Origin of the sequence: Paraclostridium sordellii (assembly GCF_000953675.1) — a bacterium.
Taxonomy (GTDB): domain Bacteria; phylum Bacillota; class Clostridia; order Peptostreptococcales; family Peptostreptococcaceae; genus Paraclostridium; species Paraclostridium sordellii.
Genome location: NZ_LN679998.1, coordinates 1,776,307 through 1,797,186 on the forward strand (window position 1 = coordinate 1,776,307; position 20,880 = coordinate 1,797,186).

The following is a 20,880-nucleotide window of genomic DNA, read 5'->3' on the forward strand; positions in this document are numbered from 1 at the left end:
TAATTTCATATTTTGTTATCACTCTATTTAATTGAGTGCTAATAATTTGTTATTAATAATATATACATATATTTTATCTTTGTCAATAATATTTTTAAATTTTTTCCTACCTTTATTTAATAAGTTTTATAATTTATTATTCAACTTTTAAGTGCATTTAATAATATAAAATAATTGAATAGGTTTTCCCATTGTGGTAAAATAGAAAAAAAAGGATGTGATTATATGAAGAAGATTTTAGTCCCTATTGATGGTAGTGAAAGAAGTCAAAAATCCTTAGATTTTGTCTTAAGTAAGTATCCAAAAGATAAATTTAGTATAACACTGATGAGTGTTAATGATGTAAGTCTAACTAATATAACAAATCCAATGCTCATAGATGTTAAAATGAGAGAATCCCAAAAGAAAGTAGATTGTCTATTAGAAAGTTTAAAAGATAAATTAGCAGAATATGAAGTAGAAACATATACTGTATTTGGAGACCCTGGTCCAGAGATTATAAAAAAATCTGTAGATGATGATTTTGATTTAATAATTATGACTAAGTCAACAAAGAAACATTTCATAGACTCAATAGGGTCTGTAACTTTATATGTAGTAAAAAAATCTAAATGTACTGTTACTATAGTTCCTGAGTAAGATTTTAAATTTTTATAAATTAAACTAAAAGGCATAAAATCTATTTAAATAGATTTTATGCCTTTTAGTTTATACATTAAACCTTAAGTTTAGTCCAATTTCTAACTTTTATGTTATAATTAATAATGTAGAATAGTTACTTATTTAAGTTTGTGTAATTATATTCATTTTAAGAAATCGTTATCTCGAATAATATATTTCTAAAATAAATATAATTAAATAAAATTGTTTATTTAAACTTCTCTACAATATTTTTATAAAGGTAGGTACTAATATGAGTTTTTTTAATGACTTAGGAGATTTTTGTAGTGTTTTGCTAGCAATTATTATCTTAGCTACATGTTGTAAAAATTTAAAATCTTTATCTTTCATACAAAAGATAGGAATTGTTTCACTTTCATTAGGCATTTTAATTCCTGCCTCATTTGATTTTATTAACGGATTTATTTCTGGACTTTCTACAGCCGCTAATATTTTATAAACATAGTTATAATATAAAATTGTATTTATAAAAATAGTAAATGAAAGCTTAATAATCTTTCATTTACTATTTTAACCTGTAAGAAACCTATTTTAAAATATAATGAACTAATTATTAGTTGTTTACTGGTGTAAAATATTTACTTTCAACTGTTTTGTTAACTTTGACCATATAATAACAGTTTTGATTAACTGTTTTAAATCCCAGTCTATTATAAAAATTTTCCTTATCAGCTGTTGCCAAATAAATTGTTCTAACTTGCATTTTATCTAATTGCATCAATTTTTCTATCATTATAGATCCTATTTGATTTGATCTATAATTGGGATGTATTAATACATCAACAATAGTTGCCCATCTAACTCCATCACTTAGTGCTCTAGACATTCCTATTAATTTATCATTATCCCAAACAGTTATTATACAATTTGAGTTTTCTATTATAGTTTTCCAGTCATCGTAACTGTTCGTTACTCCCCATGTAGCGTATTTACAATAAAAATCTTTTACTTTAAATATATCAATTTCATTGGAATTACAAAATTTCACCATAATACCTCCATATATTTTATTATATATCTAAATTTTATAAATGTAAGTGTTTTAAACATCCATTGTGTATTTTTTTGTCACAATTTTTAGCTTCCTTAAATATATTGTACTATAGAGATTAAAAACGTCTCTATAATATAAATATATTTAAGGATGTGCAACCCATGATTGAAAATAATTGTTGTAGCCCATATTGTAATCAATATTATCCACAAAATAACTCTACTCCACAGCCTAAACAAGTACAATGCTGTTGCAAACTTGGAATAAAAAGAGCTACAGAAATATTAGGTGCAGATAGAGTAAGACAATTTATAGACTTTAATGCCGCTGCTTTTATTACTGACTTCTTCTTAGTTGGTACTGAATTAACAACACTTGGCGTAAATGATAACTTAGGAGCACTTACAGGTAGTTTAGAAAGATTAAATAATTGCGAATGTGATCTTTTAGATATAAGCGGACCTTTAGCATACCCAGAAGTTGTAGATGAAGGTTTAATTGCAGATTTAGCGGATCTTTTAGGTGTAACTATTCCTACTATAACTGCAGCTCTTAATGCTGTACTTGCATTAATTAATGACCCTACTACTGGTCTTACTGCTTTAATTGCTGCTTTAGAAGCAGTACTTATAGGACCTTTGGCCCCACTATTAGCTCCACTTGTAGCTATCTTAGATAGCATAGTAGGTATAGTAACTGGTACAGTTGATGCAGTTTTAGATTTAGTTAATGATGTAATTGTAACTTTAATTAATACAGTAATAGCTTTATTCCAAGATGAAGCTGCTGTTGGAGCAAATGCTGAATTAGCATCTTTATGTGCTATAAAAGCTATGGCATTTGAAGTTCTTGGAGATACTCCTGCACTTCAAGTTGCAAATTATGATATAATAAGAGAAGCATTAAGATTTTTCCAATGCGAAACACAAGATTGTAATCCTACATGTGACGACTGTTGCTGTAGTAGCGGTATAATAAGTGAATTATCTGGAAACTTAACTGGAAGAGCTAGTTTAACTGCTGGATCACTAGTATTAACTGATGTTGAAATATTAGGATGCGCAGGTAACACTTTAATACTTGGAGCTCCTTTTATCCCTGCTACTCCAACTACACCTGCAGTAAATGCTAGAATCTATGTAGTTTGTGCTGAAGCAGTACAATTTATAGGTTAATAGTAGTAATAACTATACTGAAGACTTAGTCTTCAGTATTTTTTATTAAGTTTGTAAATTCTATATTATATATAACTTACTTACCATATAATAAAAAACACATTGATAATTATCAATGTGTTTTTTATTATATATTTATTTTAATAGTAATACTATATTTATATGCCTTTATATATTAAATTTTAGTGTATTATTTTTTACATATAGTTTTCTATCACATATAGCAGTACTTGATTTTCTATGTGATACCATTATAATTGTTTTATTTCTACATTCATTTTTTATGCTTTTTAATATTTGTGCTTCATTTAAAGTATCTAAGTTACTAGTTGGTTCATCAAGTATTAGTACTTGTGAATCATGTAAAAATGCTCTAGCTATACCTAGTCTTTGCTTTTCTCCAGATGAAAGATTTGAACCTATTTCGCCAACATTAGTTTCATAACCTTTAGGCAATGTTTTTATAAACTCATGTATTGATGCTTTTTTACAAGCTTGTATTACTTCCTCTTTTGATGCATCTACTTTACCTATTTTTATATTATTTTCTATAGTATTATTAAATAAAAATGTTTCTTGACTTACTAGCGATTGACCTTTTCTTAATGATTTAGTTGGTATATTTTTTATATTTTTATTATCAATTTCAATACTTCCTTTTTCTACATCCCAAAACCTCATCATTAACTTTAAAAGCGTACTCTTACCAGATCCACTTTCTCCTATTATAGCTATTTTTTCTCCTGATTTTATATTTAGATTTACATCTTTTAATAAAACTTCTTCTCTATCTTTATACTTAAACTCTAAGTCTGATATATCAATGGTATTCATGTTTAAAGAGTCTTCACCTGTTACTTCTTTAACTGCAGGTTCCTCATCTAATACATCAAATAGTCTTTGTGCACAAGCAAATGTGTGCATTAAGTTATTTGATAAATTACTAAGTGCTACAGTTGGTCCAAAAGAACTTGCCAAAAGCACTAAAGCTACTATTACTTGTCCTAAGTTTATAGTTTCATTTATGTATAGGTTTACTCCAACATATAGTGTAATAAGAATAGCTATCATAATTGTTATATCTGTTAAAGCTCTTATAAGACCTTCATGTCCTTTTATTATCTTAAGCTTCTTATTTAAATTTTCACTATTATCATTTATAGCTTTAAGTCTTTCTTCTCCTTGCCCAAATAATAAAATTTCTTTTATCCCTCTAAGTGAATCTAATAAAAAGCTGTTAGTTTTACCAAATTCATTTCTATATTCAAATCCCGCTTCACTTCCTAATTTAGAAGATAAAACTGGTATTATAAATCCTACTATAGTATAAAATATTAATCCAATTAATCCAAAGTATGGATTTATTTTATATAATACAAATGCAATTATTGACGATGTAAGTATAGCTATAGCTATTGGTGCAATAGTATGTGCATAAAATACTTCTAATAGTTCTATATCGCTTGTTATAATAGATATTAAATTACCCTTTTCTTTGCTCTCTAACTTAGCTGGAGCTAGTTTTCTTAATGATTTATAAACTTTGTCTCTTAATATAGCTAATATTTTAAAAGCTATAAAGTGGCCTGAATACTGTTCTATGTACCTTAATATTCCTCTAAATATTGCACATCCTATTATTATCTTTGTAGCAGTAGAAAAGCTGTAGTTCATTTTTATTCCTAAAATATCTCCCATAGCAATAGCTCCAAAAGTAGTTATTGCTGTAGCAGCTAAAAATCCTAATACCCCAAAAGTTATTGTAATTATCATTACAGGCACTAGTGGCTTTAGTATTTTTATAAGTCTAAACATTATTTTACCACCTGATAATCTTTGTGTTTTACTGTTCACTTATAGCCACCTCCTCTATAACTTCTTCATTATATATATTTTCTAGATTTTCTTGATTTTTATATAACTTTGCATATGTAGAATTATTATTCATAAGGCTTTCATGATTGCCACTTTCAACTATATATCCCTTGTCTAGAACATATATTTTATCTGCATTTTTTATGTTTGCAAGTCTATGTGATATAACTACTACTGTTTTTTCTTTTGCAATATTATAAATTGCTTCTAGTATTGAATCTTCGCTTTCAACATCTACATTTGATGTTGCTTCATCAAATATGTACACCTCAGGATTTGTAAGTATCATCCTAGCTAATGCTAAACGTTGCTTTTGACCTCCTGATAAAAATGAACCATTTTCCCCTACTGGAGTTTGTAATTTTTTTTCTAAATTAATTACAAACTCATATAGATTTGCTAATTTAAGAGCCTTATACATCTCTTCTTCACTTGCATCTAATTTTCCCATACGAAGATTTTCTTCTATTGTTGAATTGAAAATGTAAGAACTATGACTTATAAAGCTGACCTTTTTTCTCAATTCATCAAATGGAATATCATTTAAATTAATTCCATTTAATCTTATATCACCTTTATCAGGTTTATTTAATTTTAAAAGTAAATTTGTTATTGTACTCTTACCGCATCCACTTTCTCCAACTAAAGCTACCATCGACTTATTTTTAATTTCTATATTTAAATTATTTAAAACAGTTCTTTCTTTATCATAACTAAAGTCAACATCACTTATAGATATTGATATATTTTTTAATTTATTTTTTAATTCTACTGGTAATTCTTTTTCTTTTTCAACTTTAGTATCTAATAGGTTAAATATTTTATCAGCTGCTGCAATACCATTCATAGCTACATGGAAAAATGAACCTAAAAGTCTCATTGGTATGAAAAATTCTGATGAAAGTAATATAATAATTATAGTTTGCCCCATAGTTATATTGCCTTTTCCAAATTCACTTATGGCAATTAATATACCTATAGCTGCACCTCCAAATGCGATTATATCCATTATTATTATAGAATTTAACTGCATAGATAAAACTTTCATTGTTATTTTTCTAAAAGTTTCAGCCTCTTTATTCATTTCATTATTTTTTTCTTCATCTAAATTAAATATTTTTAATGTAGTAAGCCCTTGAAGATTCTCTAAAAATGAATCTCCTAAGTTTGTATATATTCCCCAATACTTACTTAATAATTTTTTTGCAAATTTCATTACTGCTGCTATTGATATTGGTATTAAAGGAACGCATATTAGTAGGATTATTGCTGCTTTAAAATTGATTGGTGCTATTACTAAAAATAGTGTAAGTGGTGCTAATAAACTATAAAATAATTGCGGTAAATATCTTCCAAAATATACTTCTAATGCTTCTACTCCATCTACTGAGATTTGAACAATTGATGATGTAGATACAGTTTCATTATAATTTACACCTAGTTCTAGTAATTTTTTATAAATACTTTCTCTTATTGAAGATCTTACTTTAGATGATGAGTAGTAAGAAAATCTTCCAGACATATAGTTACATAAAAATCTAATTAATATTAAAGCCCCTATGTAGACTGTATATATACCTATATTAAAATTAAAATCCTTATTGAATAATTTATCAATTATATTCCCTACAAACAATACAATTCCAATATTACAAATTATCGATATCCAGTTCATTAAAACTGTTAAGTATATGTATTTTTTTGATTCTTTACTTAGCGAAAGTAACCTTTTATTTACCATAATACTCCTCCTTTAACTGATTATATGATAGGTTAAACTAAATACAAAAATAAAAACTGATATTAAGTGTAGCCTCTTATATTTTTTTCTGATTTTATCATTACCTGATATTATTATTAATAAACTAGCAAACCCCATTAGTAATATACTCCATTCTTTTTCTTTGATAAAATCAATTAGTGAGTATAAAATCATGGCTAAAGCTCCTACCATTCCTGTGTATATATGAAGTTTAACTCTTATCTTTTTATTTATAATTTTTATATACTTAAAAAAATAACATATTAATGCTAATGAAAATCCTGTTGCTCCAATACTATGTAACATTAATTTCTCCTTTCTTACTTATTAACAAATATTGAATATCATTATCATTGTTTATTTATGATATACCCTTTATTTCTTTTTTATTAGGATTTATTGTTTTGATTCTAAACATAAAGTAATAGAACTTAACTAACATTAGTAATAATAAAAATATCCTCATATGAATGCTATCTATTAATATAATAGGAAACATCAACATAATATCTGCAAATAACAATATTGTTATCTTTTGTTTTAGTGTCATTGCCTTTGATTTAACAAAACCTTCTAAATGCTTCTTATAAATGTTTGTTGATTTAAACCATTCATTAAATTTATCCGAACCTTTTACAAAACAATAGGATGCTAATAGTAGAAAAGGTGTTGTTGGTATTATAGGAAGTATAACACCTATACTACCTATTGAAAGTGATACTATCCCAATTGTTATAAATAAAATTTTTTTTATTTTTCCCACTTTTCATCCTCCTTTCCATTTTATGTTTTTCCTTCAATAATAATCTAACATAAATAATAATCATTATCAAGTTATATTGATAATCTTTATAATTCAAATTGATAATACTTTAGTTTAAGAAACATTTACCACGCAATAATTTTATTTTCTATGGACATATTAATAGTGTAAAAAAAATTATATATTTAGGAGGTAATAAATTATGCAATTAACACCAGCAGAGTTACATAATTTACATGAATTAATATTAAGTTGTGTAAATACTATTACTAATATGGCTCTATATAGAAATCAAATTACAGATCCAGAGCTAAAATCTATGATAGAAAATCAATTTCCTGTTCATATACAGGATTATAATATGAAGGTTAGATTTATTAAAGAAGCTAATGCACCTAGCGAAAAGTTAAATGTACCCCAGTTAAAAATAAACCTACAAGATTTTACTAGTTCACCTATGGAGCCAGTTCCAGTTACACCTAGAACGAATATTCAACAATTAAACGATAGAGAAATAGCTACAGGATATCTTTTAACTTTAAAAAGAGCTGGAAGAGAATATGCGTGGAGTTCAATGGAAGCAACAAACCCAGTGTTAAGAGAATTTTTAAAAGATGCATTTACAATGGCTTGTAATCATGCTTATGAAGTTGCTCAATGGTTAATTCAAAGAGGTTTTTACCCACTATGTTCTGCGCCTCAAACAGAAATAACTAAAGTTGGATCTCTTTATAATGAAGTTCAAGATTCAAACTAAATAATAAAATAAAAAACACCATACATTATGTATGGTGTTTTTTATTTTATTATTTATAAATCAAGACCCAACGATAGATCCTCCATTAGGATGAAGAATCTGACCCGACATATAACTAGAATCATCACTAGCTAAAAATACAAAACTCGTAGCAACTTCAAATGGTTGACCTGCCCTGTTCATAGGAACTTTGCTAGTATAACTACCAAAGGTTTCTACTTGCTTGGCAGAAAAAGAAGACGGTATCAAAGGAGTCCAAATAGGCCCCGGTGCTACTCCATTTACTCTTATACCTTTACTTATAAGTGATTGTGAAAGTGATCTAGTAAATGTTAATATAGCACCTTTAGTTGCACTATAGTCTATAAGTAGCGGTTCTCCTTGATAAGCAGTAATGGAAGTTGTATTAATTATAGATGCTCCTTTTTTTAAATGAGGCAGTACTGCTTTTGTCATATAAAAAAAAGAATATATGTTAGTTTTAAAAGTTTCGTCTAATTGCTCTGCGGTAATATCTAATATACTTTCTTGAATAAATTGTACTCCATGATTATTGACTAATATATCTATTTTCCCAAAATATTTTATTGTTTTTTCAACAACAACTTTAGACATTTCTTCATTTTTTAAATCTCCAGGTATTAATATACATTTTCTGCCTAATCTTTCTATATGTGCCTTAGTTTCATTTGCATCTTTATGTTCACAAAGATACGAAATAGCAATATCTGCGCCTTCTTTAGCAAATGCATAAGCTACTGCTCTTCCGATTCCACTATCTCCACCAGTAATAATTGCTACCTTTCCCTGTAACTTACAGCTACCTATGTAATATGGATTATCTGATATAGGTCTAGGTTCCATTATATATTCTAACCCAGGTTGAGAATCTTGATGTTGTTGTGGAAATAATACTTTTACTTTTTCACATTTTTCTATTTTACCAATACTTTTATAAACTGGATACATATAACACCACCTTTATTTATATAAAACTTAATTCAATATAAATTATATTAATATTTATAATTAGTTATGATAATTTATATTTTCAAGGAATATTTTTCCTTAGTTTAACTAAAACTAAATTGTATAAATTTAATTTTATTAGGAGGTTAATTTATTGAAAGCTATTGTATATGAAGGAATTAAAAATGTAAATGTTCGTGATGTTGAAGATCCGAAAATAGAAAGAAATGATGATATTATCATTAAAGTTACCTCAACGGCTATATGTGGATCAGATCTTCATTTAATTCATGGTATGATTCCTAATCTTAAAAAAAATTCGATATTAGGTCATGAAACAATGGGAATAGTAGAAGAAATAGGTAAAGATGTTGTTAACTTAAAAAAAGGTGACAGAGTTGTTGTTCCATTTCCTATAGCATGTGGACATTGTTTTTATTGCGATCATGAATTATATAGTCAATGTGATAATTCTAATGAATATGGTTCATGTGGAGGAATATTTGGATACAGTGATACTTTTGGTGGATATGATGGAGGTCAAGCAGAATATTTAAAAGTTCCATATGCTAATGTAGGTCCTATAAAAATCCCTGAAGAATTATCTGATGATCAAGTTCTTTTTCTTACTGATGTATTGCCAACCTCTTACTGGGGTGTAGATAATTCAGGTGTTAAAAAAGGTGATACAGTTGTTGTCCTTGGTTGTGGACCTATAGGTCTTTCTGTTATAAAATGGCTGATATTAAAAAATGTTAAAAGAATTATTGCAGTAGATAAGATTTCATACAGACTTAATCATGCTTCTTCATATAAAGGCATTGAAACAATTAATATTAAAGATCATGAATATACAGGTGATTACATAAAAGAAATTACTAATGGCGGAGCTGACGTTGTTATAGATTGTGTAGGTATGGATGGTGTAATGACAAACTTTGAAAAAATTGAAACTGCATTAAAACTCCAAGGAGGTTCAAAGTCAGCAATCGAGCTATCATCTCAGGCCGTTAGAAAAGGTGGCACTGTTATGATGGTTGGTGTTTATGGCGGAAGATATAATATGTTTCCATTAGGTGATTTCTTTTCTAGAAATATCACATTAAAGATGGGACAATGCCCTGCCCAAGCTTATATGCCGAAAATTCTAGATATTATAAAAAAAGGCGAGTATGATCCTACTGATATTATAACTCATAAACTTTCCTTATCAGAAGGTAAACATGCTTATAATATATTTGATAGTAAATTAGATAATTGCATAAAAGTTGTATTAAAGCCATAAGTGTAAATTAAAATTAATTAATAATATAAAAATAACCTATAAAGCTTTATAGGTTATTTTTATATTATCTTATATTATTATTTAGTTAACTTTTTATCTGATAAAATTAGTTCTTAGTCTATCTTCTTTTTCAGGTATATTTATACCATTTGCTTTTCCTAATTTAATACACTTCATTAACCATGCCATATTACTTCCCAAAACACGCATAGTTTGCATACCTTCTAAATCTTTTTTAACCTCTTCTGGGTTGCTTCCATGTACCATATTCCAGTATTGAGAACTTACAACTGGCATGTTATTTATCGTAAAATATTTATTAATTTGGTCAAAAGTTGCAGTAGTTCCTCCCCTTCTAGCACTTGTTATACATGCTCCTGGCTTATACGCAAGGTGTTTTCCTCCACTATAAAATGCTCTATCTAAAAATGAAGTTAGTGCACCAGATGCTGCTGCATAGTGAACTGGTGATCCAAATACAAATCCATCTGCTTCTTTTGCTTTTTCTACAAACTCATTTACCACATCATCCATAAAGCATTTTCCAGTTTTATAGCATGAACCACAACCTATACATCCACAGATTGGTTTTGTACCTACTTGAAATATTTCTGTTTCTATTCCATTTGATCCTAATGATTTAGCTACTTCTGTAAGCGCTGTATAAGTACATCCTTTTAAATGAGGACTTCCATTTACTAATAATACTTTCATACTTTTCTCTCCCTTATATTTTGTGTTAAATTTAATATACATTGTAAAAAAATAATTTTTAGATTTTATACATTTTGATTATATCACAAAAGATATTTTTAGATTATCTAAAATACCTTATTTAGGTATTTTACTTGATATATATGATATGACTTCATCTGGAGAAATATTTAAGATAGTTGCAAATTCTTCATTTACTAATCTTTCGGCTTCTTTCATAATTTCATTATCTGCTTGATATGATTTTTTTCCTATAGATTTTTTTTGTTCTTTATCAATATATATACTCCTTATCATTTTAATTAGTTCTTCACATTTTCCACCTTTAAGCAGGGTCGTAAATTTTTGGTTTCTTTTTCTATCATCGTCAATCCATAAAGTTTCCATATTAGGAATACTATTTATTAATAAATGCGCATCTTCTTTAGATATTATTTTCCTCATAGAAACTTTCTTATTGTCTACAGGCGTCTTTATTATTGTGTCATTACAATAAATAGGAGTTAGTACATAATATTTTCTATGCTCTCCATTTATAAATTTCTCATTAGTTATATCTGAAATTTTACAAACTCCTGTTGTTCCATACATTATATAATCATTAATATTAAACATAAGTCTCACCATCCTTAATAAAATAAAAGAGTAGTTTTGACAACTGGGCTTACATTATCAAAACTACTCGTTGTATAATATTATTTTATCACATTTAGAAATTTCAATGTAAGTAAAACTTTTTTTATATCTATTTATACTATTATTTAACTAACTTCTTATTACTTCTTTTAAATGAATAATATGTACCTGTGAAATAATAAATATCATTAAAACTAGTGCTATAACATTTAAACTAATATTATGTACCTTTCTCTTCTTTTAGTTTTTAGAAAATCACTTACACCTATTTCTTCTATTTTAGTTCTTATCCTTGTTATATTTACTGTAAGTGTATTGTCGTTTACAAACATTTCCATTATGCTGTATTGTACTTGATAGTATGTTAAGTTTTACATCATTGTACTCAACTACATCCATATTTTTACCATCTGGATAAACCATATTTTTGCTTCTCCATATTTAATTTATCTTATTCTCTACCTTATTTAATACTATCTTAGTTATTGCTAAGCTTCAATATTTTATTTAAAAATAATAAAAGGTAGATATTAATCTACCTTTTATTATTTATTTGCTATTTTATTTTAAGCATGGATACATGTTGCATTTAAATATCCGTTGATTCTTTCTTATCAATTACATTCTCTTTATACTTCTTAGTAAATAAAAATGGTAAAAAGAAAATCATACTATATATAATGCTCTCCAAAAGTAATCGTGGTGTAAATACAGTCTCAAATCCTTCTATAAGTACTATTGAAATAACATTATTTACTAAATGAATTAATATTGGAGCCCAAAGATTTTTAGTTTTCATATAAGCATAACCTAAGAATATTCCTAAGAATATACAAAGAGATAAATGATTAATTATACAATAAAATGGTGTTTTAGGACTGTATAAAGTTATACACAATGGTAAATGCCAAATTCCCCATATACTACCACATATTAATACCCCTATTTTTTTACCATAAAGTTTTTGTAGTCTAGGTTGTAAAAAATATCTCCATCCAAATTCTTCTCCAAAAAATAAATTAAACCCAATTAAAAAATTACTTATTAAACCTATTAATCCCATTACTATGATTTCACCTATATTTACTGATTTACTTGATATGTCAAAAAAATCAGGTATTAATCCAATTAGTTTTATCATTGTAAATATTAATATTACGAACAGTACTTTTTTAAAGTTTTTTGTAATAGATAAATTTAATATTTCAAATTCAGATTCATTATATAAAGTAAGATATAAAAGATATAAAGAAACAAATGTGTCTATTAAAGATGAAAGTATAATCCCATCAATTAAAAATACCTCAACTATAGAAATAATAATTCTTAAAATCGTTGCTATTGCAAATACTTTTAAAAATTTATCTACAGTAGGTGTAAAACTATAGTTTTCAATTTTTTTTAATACAACTATTACTGAAAAAGCAGGAATATACATAAATAATACAGCAAAATTTGATATAAAATCCACACTATCTGATTTTGACTTAACCATAAATATAAATATAGATATGAATGCAATAAGAGCAAAGTTGATTATTAAAAAAGAATTTATTTCTTTTTTTACAAGTTTGATATCATTAGACATTGTAATCCCCCTTAAATTATTAAATTCTCTAATAAAATATTAGCACACCTGTTAAAGTAAATGTAATTTATTGGCCTAATAATTATATTTTTATATACAAAAAAGGATATTGACATAAAATTATGTCAATATCCTTTAGTAAATTTAATAATAAATATAAAATTTTTATTATCTATTTTCAGATTTTTCTCTTCTCCCAATTAAACTCCAATATAGTGCTAGTGCCACTACAGAAATAACTGCTAATGCTATTAATACATTGCTATATTGTATGCATATTGCATTATTGAAAAGACCCATAATATTTTTTCCTAAAGATTTCGTTTCCATTAATACAGCTACATATGTTATACCAATTGATGCAGCTATATTTAAACAGAAATTATAAAACCCAATAGCAGTTCCTGAATGTTCTTTAGGTATTGTTTTTATTAATGTGTCAATCATAGGAGCATACATAAATGCGAATGAACTAGAGAATAATATCATTACAAATACAAATACGTATACTGATGTTTGTATAAATAAACTACCAAATACAAGACTTATTATTATGCCTATTATAGCCATTTGAATACATTGCTTACTTCCAAATCTTTTTGCTACATTACCAGACATTGCTCCTACAATAGCTGCTAAAACATAAGATGGAACTAAAAGCAGCGAAACTTGATCTAATCTATAGTTGTATATGTATTCAATTAAAAATGGGAACATAAATATAAATGCAAGTTGAACACTGTATATAACGAATGCTACAAGTAGTACTGATATAAAATTTCTATTTTTAAAGAATTCAATACTAATAAAAGCCTTTTTATTTTTACTTATGTATGTAACAAATAATATAAGCGCAATTATTAAAGCTACCAAGTAAATCCAATTAAAGTCTGAAACAAAAAGCATTAATGATGCTGCAACTGATGAAACTAATATAAATCCTATAAAATCTATATTTCTCCCTTTAGATTTTTCTTTTGGTATATACTTTAATATGAATGGTAGTATTAATAAAGTTAATAGTGGAATTAAAAAAAGTACTGTCCAATGTAAATATGTTGATATATATCCACCTGTAAGAGTACCAATTACTTGCGATATAGCAAAACTACTTGTACTAAATCCTAAATATTTCTTTTGTTCACTATCTTTAAAATATTTTGCAACAAATATTACATATAAAGTTTCAGCACTTCCTAATCCTGCTGCTTGTATTATCCTTGAAATAATTATCATAAAGAATGATTTTTGGAAAATAAATCCCATTAGTGATCCAATACAAATCAAGAAAATTCCTAGTATTAATAAATTTCTAATACTTATTGAATCTGCTAAAGAAGCATATACAATTGCTCCTATACCAATAACTAATCCAGCTAAAGTTACTTGCCAACTAACTGCAGTAGCTGATAAATTAAAAGCGCTTGCTAAATCAGCAGAAATGATTTTAAATGAGTTGTCTATAACTAGTGCGAAAATCATTAAAGCTAATACCGCAGGTACTGCTTTTTTTATGTTTACCTCCTCCATCTCCTTTGAAGTATTAAGTGAATTTTCCATGTTGTACACCTCTTTTATTCTTTTTTCATTTTTAGTCTTTCTTCAAAATCGTTTGCAGATTCATTATTATTAATCTGTACGTTTCATTCGACATTTTAAGACAAGGATAATATTAACATATATTTTTATCAATTGCAACACTTCTTAATTAGTGTATTTTACTAGGTTTTAAGAGTATATTACAATTTTTTATAAAAATAATTAAAATTTAATTTAAATAATTAATCATTTATGCTATACTTTTTCCAATAAATACCATTAAGTTTTCATCATATTTTTTAAAAAACACTATATACACATGTATATAATATTCTATATATAACTATATTAATATTTTTATTTGTTCTAACTTCATTATTTTTTACTAAAAAAATAAAAGATCATACTGAATATTTTTCAATATGACCTTTATAATTTATTATAAAATTGGAGCTTGATTATTCATTGAGTATCCGTCGCTTCTAACATCATTCATATCAATAGTATTATCTTTTATTTCAACTTTGCTAAGTTTTTTCACTGTTCCATAAGCTTCTCTTAGTGAAAGTCTATCTCCTCTACCAGATATAACCCATAAAATTTTATATCCTCTAGGAACAACTTTTAACTTATCTTCACCTTTACCATCAGTAAAATAAACTAATAAATTAACCTTCTTATTATTTGCATATTCAAATACAGGACTAAATTTAGTTGAACCTCTTCTTTTTAATCTCTCTTTTATATCTTTTACAGATTTAACTTTATATACACGTCTAATCTCATTGTCACATTCTATAATAGTAATTTCATGATTATAATTTTTTACTATATTAAGAACTTCCTTTATAGCTTGTTTAAATTCTTCATCACTAATACTTCCACTTATGTCAATTGCAACAGCTATTTCAGCTTTATGAGATCTTAGTTCTCCTCTTAAATCTAATCGATTTGGTTGTCTTCTATTTCTTCTCGTTATAGTTTTCTTTTTATTACTTTCAACTGTTCCCATTAATCTACTTAAGTATAAGTTCCAAGGCAATTCCCCTTTACTATTTTTTAGTGAAGCTATCATACTATCCAAATACTCTGGATTTTTACCTTTTTGAGAATTATTAATAGCTTTTTCAGTAAAGTCTTTAAGAGTTTTTTCATCTATATTACTAGAATCCTCCCAAATATCATGAGTTCTTTCTGGATTGTACTCAGTTTCTATATCATCAGATTGACGAGTATCATCTACTTCTCCTTCTTCATCTTTCTCTTGTAAATCTAATTCTGTTTGTATTTTTTCTACATAATATTCAAAAGGTTCATAAGGCTCCAGTTTTAAATTGTATTTAACATTTGTATTTTCTAATGTAGTTGCATATGGTGGCAAATTATTTAAGTATTTATTTACTACTATATCCATAGCCATATTAATAGCTAAGGTACTATATTTTCCTTTTAAGTCTTTTGCTCTTATTAGATGCATAGATAATACATGAAGAATTTCATGTTTGATTGTGCTTTCCATTTGCCTCATATTAAGGTCTAGAAAAATTATTGGATTAAAGTATATAACATACTTAGCACCTTTGAAGTTTATAGCTGTAGGGCTACTTATATCAAATCTTATTTCTCTTGATGTTTGAAATAGAAAATATCCATAAAAGTTATCTTTTTCCTCCATAAGACTTAAGTTTACTTTATCTACTAAGCTAAAAAATTCATTTTTAAAATCTTTAGGGATATCTATTTCAAATTTTTCGTTTTTGTGATTTGCTTTTAACACAGCATAAGTATCTATTATCTTTTCAGCTTTTTTATAAAGTTCTTTTTTCTGTTTATCAAAATAACTTTCCATAATCTATCCTCTTATTTCTCTATAAGATTCAAAATAAGCTTTAACAAACTCTTCATTTTCTATAGCTTTTTCATAAACTGATTTATAACTATTTTTAATATCCTTCATAATTCCTACCATTAAATCTATAGGATATTCTTTTAAAAATTGTACAAATCTATTTATATCATAATTTGAATCATAATTATTACTTTTAATATTAGATTCTAAATCTCTTAAAATATTCATTGCTGTTAAGTAAAGTCTTGTATGACTTTCACTTTTTACTCTTTCTACAACACCTTCATTTAATTTTTCTCCAGAAAAAACATCTTCATACGATATTAACGGATCACAATCAGCTTCGATAAAACTTATAAATTCTTCTGCAATTACCTTTCCCACATTTCCTTTTATAACATTTAAAAATACACCTCGTGGTATTAAATCTTTTTGTTCTTTGTATACTTTGTAGCTTTTAGAAACTCTTTCATAACTTCTTGGAGTTGCTCTTACATCTTCATCATTTATCTTATTTAAATATTCTGGGAATGTAGAAATAAATTCTATAACCTTTTGTTCAATACCAGCTCCTATTGCCCATTTTATCCATTGGTTATGATCTGGTTCCATATTTAACCAAACAAATCTATTCTCTTGAGCCGCATCCATATCTACAACTTGATAATCAAAATCTGAACCGTACTTACTTGATGGGTTCATTGCCGCTAGTATCTTTACATCATCACTTAACTTATAACCGTTTATTTCTTTATTTAATATTAAGTTCATAAGTTCTTGTTGTACTGTATGTTCACAACGGTTTATCTCATCTATAAATAAAAGAACACTTCTTCCTTTTGATAGTTCTTCATCAATTTCTCTTAATTTATTATGAACAGCATATACTGTTGTTTTCTTTACAATTTCTTCTCCATTAGAATTACTTATTATATAGGATTCTACAGTTGGTAAACCTCCTATTTCACCTTCCTTAAGTAGATTCCCATCAATAACAATTAAACTCCAATCATTTTCTTTTGCAAGTTTTTTTGCTAAAGCGGTCTTTCCTATACCACTTTCTCCAACTACTAAGGGTACTTCTTTAGTAGCTAGAACTAAGTCAACGCTTTTTAATGTCTCTATAAAATTCATTTTTATCTCTCCTATATCATTTTTAACTTTTCATCTACAGCTATTTTTTTAGCTTTTTTACTTCCATATTTATAAATGAACATCATCTTGTCCATTGGCATAGTATCACTGCTTCTATCTATGATACTGCAATTTAAAAAGTCTCTTACGTATTTTTCATCTACATCTTCTTTTGATAATACTTCTTTTAAAACATCTTCTAAATCTTCTTTAGTTATTTTTCTATCTATATATTTAATTACTAAAATATTTTCTTTTAAAAATTCAAGCATTTTTTCTTTGTTCAAATCATCTATAAAAGTTATAGCCGCCTCATCATTTTTAATAGCTATAAGTTCCGCTTTATGACTCGGTGATTTTATATCCCTTATTGCGCTATAATTAAGTCTTACAGCTTCTTCTTGAACACTTTCATAAGGTTCTTTTATATACTTTATTGCATCATAATTTTTTTTCACTGCTAATAACTGTAATTTTTCACTTGGATTTTTAACATATTGTATAGCCCATCCAGATTGATTTATAGCTAATTCTATTACCTTTTCTGTTGGATTTTTTATATAATCTAATAAACTCCATCCAGTTTTTATAGCTTTTATCATCATCTCTTCTGTTGGATTTTTTATAAATTTAATTGCCCTAATATTATTATTAATAGCTAATTCTTGCATTTTTGTAGTTGGATTGTCTATATATTCTAATACTAGTCCATTTTTTTCAAGAGCCAATAATTTCATTTCTTCTGTTGGATTATTTATTGTTGATATAATATTAGGATTATTTGATATCATTTTAATAAGTTTTGCTTCTTCCATGTTCTTCCTTCCTTTTTTTACTGCTTTTTTAATGTAATTTCCTTATTATATTAATATACTTTTTTCTGAAGTTTAAACAAAATAATTATGTCAATATAAAAGAAAATACCTGAAACTATAATAGCATTAGGTATTTTATATGCAAATTATTCAATTTTTACAATTTTTTAACTAATTTAATCCTACTTACTTAATAGAAGAATAAAATCTTTTAACTATGCTTTAATCTATTAATCAATTAACTTAATTGAAATATCTTTTGCTCCTGCATATTTTTCTAACAATTTTTTCACAGTTTAAATAGTCTAATAACTCATCGATCCCACTAAAAAAATAAGTAAACATGATTATTTCAATTACATCATTAATTAATCATACATTTTTGAGAATCACTTGTAAAGCTACTATAAGAAGATATGACTGTTTTATTTTTATATAATTTTTTATAAGATAGTAAGTATTTTTATTTCATTGCTTTCTATAAGATTTTTTAGAGAGACATCATCTAGAAAAAATTCTTCTAATATGTCTTCACACTCATAGTAATCTGATAAAGAAATTTTATCTTTAACTATATATCTTTTTCCATTAAAACTTTTAACTACATATAGCTCTTCCTTATAAATAAATTCAATTTCACATTCAGTATTAATAAATTCAATCCATTGATTTAATTCACTCATATCTTTACCCCCATATAAAAATACTTTTATTTTTTATATCCAATTTATTATAAATTAATAAATTATATGTTTTTAAACTTTAAATTTGCTAAAAATATAAAAAGAAATCTTAAAAATTTCCTTTTCTATTTTGTCTTATATATAACTTTAATATAAATATCAAATCTTATCTTGTATATAAGAATTAATTCCATATTCATTAAAGTATTTTAATAAAGTACATCCGTTTATAAGAGTTATATTATTCTCTAATGCAAATTTTTCACATTGTGGACTAAAGTTACTAGTAGATATAAATAATCCTTTCATAGCATCAGAATTTCTTAGTACTGATTCAAACTCTCTAAGTTTTGGTATATCAATATTATTTTTATACCTTTTTACTTGTCCTATAACCTTACCACCTATTATAGGATCATTATAATTTAGAAAGCAATCAATTCCACCATCATGAGACTTTTTAGTTTCTTCTACATTATATCCCATATTTCTAAATAAAATAGTAACTAGCCTTTCTAACTCATAAGGATTAATTTCTAATAGATTAATATTTTCACTACTTATAATAGAGTTATTTACATAATCATAATTGTATATAGGTACGATGCTTTTAAGTTCTAAGTTTGAATTAAGGTTTATTCTACTTTGCATAGCGTCTTTTAAACAGGTTAACTTATCTACTCTTTTTAAATCTATTTTTCTAAAATCCTGTTTTTCTATCATTGACGATATTATATAAGGTTTTATATCTTGTCTTGTTGATAAATCTATATCTTCTATATAACCATTAAATACAATACTTTTTATATTACCATATATATCCGACTTAAAAACTTCATCCATAGATCTTAAAGCCATTGAGTATATTACTTCATTATATATACTATTTATATCTTTATTTTTTCTTTGTACTTCTCTTATTTCATCTAACTTAGGCATATATTTATATTTTTCTTAAATTCAAATGGATACTTTGAGTTATTTAAAAGTTCTTTTTTATAGGAAGTTATCATTCCTACATCTCCATTTATATACAAATCTTTTTTAATAGCTATTATTTCGTTTAGTTTTAATTCATAGGATTTTTTTAAGTTTTTAATTTCATTTTTTCTATTTACTTCATTTTTTTCATATAATTTATATTCTCTATCATATCTTCTTTCTAATTCATCTACATAAGAATTGTATTTTAATCTATATGATTTAAATAATATTTCAAATATATTGGCTTTTCTTATGATAGGCCTATTTGGTTTTTCATATTTTATATTTAGTTCTTTTGGTATTGTAAATTCTTGTATGTCTTTTTTTATAAAAGTATCTATTGGTATTGGCCTATATTCATTTATTCCGTTTAAAATTAAGTTTTTTAATTCATCTATTTCACTATTTATTGATAAGTTTAGTTTATTTACTTCTTCATATCTACTATTTATGTAATCTTCCTTTTGTTGTTTTTCTAATTCTTTTTGATATCTTTTTTTAAGTTGTTCAACTTCTCTATCTTTTATTTTTTGTTCTTTTATTGATTCTTTTGAAACTTGGTTAACAAATGTTGATATTCCTTTTTTTCTTGCCATAATTTATGCTCCTTATTCTAATTCTTCTTTAGAATTATTTACATAAATTTATCATTTTATAATAAATTTTTAATATAGAAA

Annotated in this window: 22 protein-coding genes; 5 read left to right on the plus strand and 17 right to left on the minus strand. The window is 26.0% G+C overall.

Annotated features, from left to right (window positions below):
• The first annotated feature begins 225 nt into the window (after positions 1-225).
• Positions 226-639, plus strand: a complete 414-nt coding sequence (locus tag ATCC9714_RS08515) for a universal stress protein (protein ID WP_021126065.1) — start codon at positions 226-228, stop codon at positions 637-639.
• Between the two features lie 274 nt (positions 640-913).
• Positions 914-1,120: a hypothetical protein gene (locus ATCC9714_RS08520; protein ID WP_155484856.1), complete on the plus strand. Its 207-nt coding sequence runs from the start codon at positions 914-916 to the stop codon at positions 1,118-1,120.
• 114 nt (positions 1,121-1,234) lie between these two features.
• On the opposite strand, the gene ATCC9714_RS08525 is transcribed toward ATCC9714_RS08520, so the two are convergent.
• Positions 1,235-1,672 (minus strand): GNAT family N-acetyltransferase, encoded by a 438-nt coding sequence (locus ATCC9714_RS08525; RefSeq protein ID WP_021126063.1) that lies wholly within the window; start codon positions 1,670-1,672, stop codon positions 1,235-1,237.
• A 164-nt stretch (positions 1,673-1,836) separates the two neighbouring features.
• Here ATCC9714_RS08525 and ATCC9714_RS08530 point away from each other — a divergent pair, with 164 nt between their 5' ends.
• Positions 1,837-2,850: a CotA family spore coat protein gene (locus ATCC9714_RS08530; protein WP_057545030.1), complete on the plus strand. Its 1,014-nt coding sequence runs from the start codon at positions 1,837-1,839 to the stop codon at positions 2,848-2,850.
• Positions 2,851-3,018: 168 nt separating this feature from the next.
• On the opposite strand, the gene cydC is transcribed toward ATCC9714_RS08530, so the two are convergent.
• Genes cydC through ATCC9714_RS08550 form a run of 4 tightly spaced genes read right to left on the minus strand, consistent with a single transcriptional unit; the run spans position 3,019 to position 7,250 of the window.
• Positions 3,019-4,704, minus strand: coding sequence for a thiol reductant ABC exporter subunit CydC (gene cydC, locus ATCC9714_RS08535; RefSeq protein ID WP_330374649.1), 1,686 nt, complete (start codon positions 4,702-4,704; stop codon positions 3,019-3,021).
• Complete coding sequence (locus ATCC9714_RS08540; RefSeq protein WP_155485684.1) at positions 4,694-6,466, minus strand: ABC transporter ATP-binding protein/permease; 1,773 nt, start codon at positions 6,464-6,466, stop codon at positions 4,694-4,696. Before ATCC9714_RS08540 ends, cydC begins: the two co-directional genes overlap by 11 nt.
• 12 nt (positions 6,467-6,478) lie before the next feature.
• Positions 6,479-6,793, minus strand: coding sequence for a hypothetical protein (locus ATCC9714_RS08545; RefSeq protein WP_021126053.1), 315 nt, complete (start codon positions 6,791-6,793; stop codon positions 6,479-6,481).
• A 55-nt stretch (positions 6,794-6,848) separates the two neighbouring features.
• A complete protein-coding gene (locus tag ATCC9714_RS08550) occupies positions 6,849-7,250 on the minus strand; it encodes a YbaN family protein (RefSeq protein ID WP_057545032.1) in 402 nt (133 codons plus the stop codon).
• A 202-nt stretch (positions 7,251-7,452) separates the two neighbouring features.
• Here ATCC9714_RS08550 and ATCC9714_RS08555 point away from each other — a divergent pair, with 202 nt between their 5' ends.
• Complete coding sequence (locus tag ATCC9714_RS08555) at positions 7,453-8,007, plus strand: spore coat protein (protein ID WP_021126050.1); 555 nt, start codon at positions 7,453-7,455, stop codon at positions 8,005-8,007.
• Positions 8,008-8,067: 60 nt separating this feature from the next.
• Here ATCC9714_RS08555 and ATCC9714_RS08560 read toward each other — a convergent pair whose 3' ends face one another.
• Entirely contained in the window at positions 8,068-8,976 is a 909-nt protein-coding gene (locus ATCC9714_RS08560; protein ID WP_054632053.1) for an SDR family oxidoreductase, read from the minus strand.
• Between the two features lie 154 nt (positions 8,977-9,130).
• Here ATCC9714_RS08560 and ATCC9714_RS08565 point away from each other — a divergent pair, with 154 nt between their 5' ends.
• Positions 9,131-10,261 (plus strand): zinc-dependent alcohol dehydrogenase, encoded by a 1,131-nt coding sequence (locus ATCC9714_RS08565; protein ID WP_057545033.1) that lies wholly within the window; start codon positions 9,131-9,133, stop codon positions 10,259-10,261.
• Between the two features lie 93 nt (positions 10,262-10,354).
• Here ATCC9714_RS08565 and ATCC9714_RS08570 read toward each other — a convergent pair whose 3' ends face one another.
• From ATCC9714_RS08570 to ATCC9714_RS08620, 11 genes are all read right to left on the minus strand, one after another.
• Complete coding sequence (locus ATCC9714_RS08570) at positions 10,355-10,975, minus strand: flavodoxin family protein (RefSeq protein WP_057545034.1); 621 nt, start codon at positions 10,973-10,975, stop codon at positions 10,355-10,357.
• 117 nt (positions 10,976-11,092) lie between these two features.
• The gene (locus ATCC9714_RS08575; protein ID WP_021129672.1) at positions 11,093-11,590 is read right to left on the minus strand and encodes a CarD family transcriptional regulator; all 498 of its coding nucleotides are present in this window, start codon (positions 11,588-11,590) and stop codon (positions 11,093-11,095) included.
• Between the two features lie 300 nt (positions 11,591-11,890).
• The gene (locus tag ATCC9714_RS08580; RefSeq protein ID WP_021121138.1) at positions 11,891-12,034 is read right to left on the minus strand and encodes a hypothetical protein; all 144 of its coding nucleotides are present in this window, start codon (positions 12,032-12,034) and stop codon (positions 11,891-11,893) included.
• 166 nt (positions 12,035-12,200) lie between these two features.
• Positions 12,201-13,199 carry a CPBP family intramembrane glutamic endopeptidase gene (locus ATCC9714_RS08585; protein ID WP_057545035.1) on the minus strand — a complete coding sequence of 333 codons (999 nt, stop codon included), beginning with the start codon at positions 13,197-13,199 and terminating at the stop codon, positions 12,201-12,203.
• A gap of 168 nt (positions 13,200-13,367) precedes the next feature.
• The gene (locus tag ATCC9714_RS08590; RefSeq protein WP_055339499.1) at positions 13,368-14,759 is read right to left on the minus strand and encodes an MFS transporter; all 1,392 of its coding nucleotides are present in this window, start codon (positions 14,757-14,759) and stop codon (positions 13,368-13,370) included.
• A 418-nt stretch (positions 14,760-15,177) separates the two neighbouring features.
• Positions 15,178-16,587 carry a vWA domain-containing protein gene (locus tag ATCC9714_RS08595; RefSeq protein WP_021129667.1) on the minus strand — a complete coding sequence of 470 codons (1,410 nt, stop codon included), beginning with the start codon at positions 16,585-16,587 and terminating at the stop codon, positions 15,178-15,180.
• Between the two features lie 3 nt (positions 16,588-16,590).
• Positions 16,591-17,721 (minus strand): ATP-binding protein, encoded by a 1,131-nt coding sequence (locus ATCC9714_RS08600; RefSeq protein ID WP_054631204.1) that lies wholly within the window; start codon positions 17,719-17,721, stop codon positions 16,591-16,593.
• Between the two features lie 11 nt (positions 17,722-17,732).
• Positions 17,733-18,536: a hypothetical protein gene (locus ATCC9714_RS08605; RefSeq protein ID WP_057545036.1), complete on the minus strand. Its 804-nt coding sequence runs from the start codon at positions 18,534-18,536 to the stop codon at positions 17,733-17,735.
• A 443-nt stretch (positions 18,537-18,979) separates the two neighbouring features.
• A complete protein-coding gene (locus tag ATCC9714_RS08610; RefSeq protein ID WP_021121243.1) occupies positions 18,980-19,219 on the minus strand; it encodes a hypothetical protein in 240 nt (79 codons plus the stop codon).
• 159 nt (positions 19,220-19,378) lie between these two features.
• Entirely contained in the window at positions 19,379-20,158 is a 780-nt protein-coding gene (locus ATCC9714_RS08615) for a restriction endonuclease (protein WP_057574270.1), read from the minus strand.
• Entirely contained in the window at positions 20,146-20,799 is a 654-nt protein-coding gene (locus ATCC9714_RS08620; RefSeq protein ID WP_021121146.1) for a hypothetical protein, read from the minus strand. The genes ATCC9714_RS08615 and ATCC9714_RS08620 overlap by 13 nt, the downstream gene beginning before the upstream one ends.
• Positions 20,800-20,880 lie beyond the last annotated feature (81 nt).

Bases quoted from the DNA above. Each gene is read 5' to 3' on its own strand.
- ATCC9714_RS08515 (WP_021126065.1), top strand. From the start codon at position 226: ATGAAGAAGATTTTAGTCCCTATTGATGGTAGTGAAAGAAGTCAAAAA.
- ATCC9714_RS08520 (WP_155484856.1), top strand. From the start codon at position 914: ATGAGTTTTTTTAATGACTTAGGAGATTTTTGTAGTGTTTTGCTAGCA.
- ATCC9714_RS08525 (WP_021126063.1), bottom strand. From the start codon at position 1,672: ATGGTGAAATTTTGTAATTCCAATGAAATTGATATATTTAAAGTAAAA.
- ATCC9714_RS08530 (WP_057545030.1), top strand. From the start codon at position 1,837: ATGATTGAAAATAATTGTTGTAGCCCATATTGTAATCAATATTATCCA.
- ATCC9714_RS08540 (WP_155485684.1), bottom strand. From the start codon at position 6,466: ATGGTAAATAAAAGGTTACTTTCGCTAAGTAAAGAATCAAAAAAATAC.
- ATCC9714_RS08545 (WP_021126053.1), bottom strand. From the start codon at position 6,793: ATGTTACATAGTATTGGAGCAACAGGATTTTCATTAGCATTAATATGT.
- ATCC9714_RS08555 (WP_021126050.1), top strand. From the start codon at position 7,453: ATGCAATTAACACCAGCAGAGTTACATAATTTACATGAATTAATATTA.
- ATCC9714_RS08560 (WP_054632053.1), bottom strand. From the start codon at position 8,976: ATGTATCCAGTTTATAAAAGTATTGGTAAAATAGAAAAATGTGAAAAA.
- ATCC9714_RS08570 (WP_057545034.1), bottom strand. From the start codon at position 10,975: ATGAAAGTATTATTAGTAAATGGAAGTCCTCATTTAAAAGGATGTACT.
- ATCC9714_RS08575 (WP_021129672.1), bottom strand. From the start codon at position 11,590: ATGTTTAATATTAATGATTATATAATGTATGGAACAACAGGAGTTTGT.
- ATCC9714_RS08580 (WP_021121138.1), bottom strand. From the start codon at position 12,034: ATGGTTTATCCAGATGGTAAAAATATGGATGTAGTTGAGTACAATGAT.
- ATCC9714_RS08585 (WP_057545035.1), bottom strand. From the start codon at position 13,199: ATGTCTAATGATATCAAACTTGTAAAAAAAGAAATAAATTCTTTTTTA.
- ATCC9714_RS08590 (WP_055339499.1), bottom strand. From the start codon at position 14,759: ATGGAAAATTCACTTAATACTTCAAAGGAGATGGAGGAGGTAAACATA.
- ATCC9714_RS08595 (WP_021129667.1), bottom strand. From the start codon at position 16,587: ATGGAAAGTTATTTTGATAAACAGAAAAAAGAACTTTATAAAAAAGCT.
- ATCC9714_RS08600 (WP_054631204.1), bottom strand. From the start codon at position 17,721: ATGAATTTTATAGAGACATTAAAAAGCGTTGACTTAGTTCTAGCTACT.
- ATCC9714_RS08605 (WP_057545036.1), bottom strand. From the start codon at position 18,536: ATGGAAGAAGCAAAACTTATTAAAATGATATCAAATAATCCTAATATT.
- ATCC9714_RS08610 (WP_021121243.1), bottom strand. From the start codon at position 19,219: ATGAGTGAATTAAATCAATGGATTGAATTTATTAATACTGAATGTGAA.
- ATCC9714_RS08615 (WP_057574270.1), bottom strand. From the start codon at position 20,158: ATGCCTAAGTTAGATGAAATAAGAGAAGTACAAAGAAAAAATAAAGAT.
- ATCC9714_RS08620 (WP_021121146.1), bottom strand. From the start codon at position 20,799: ATGGCAAGAAAAAAAGGAATATCAACATTTGTTAACCAAGTTTCAAAA.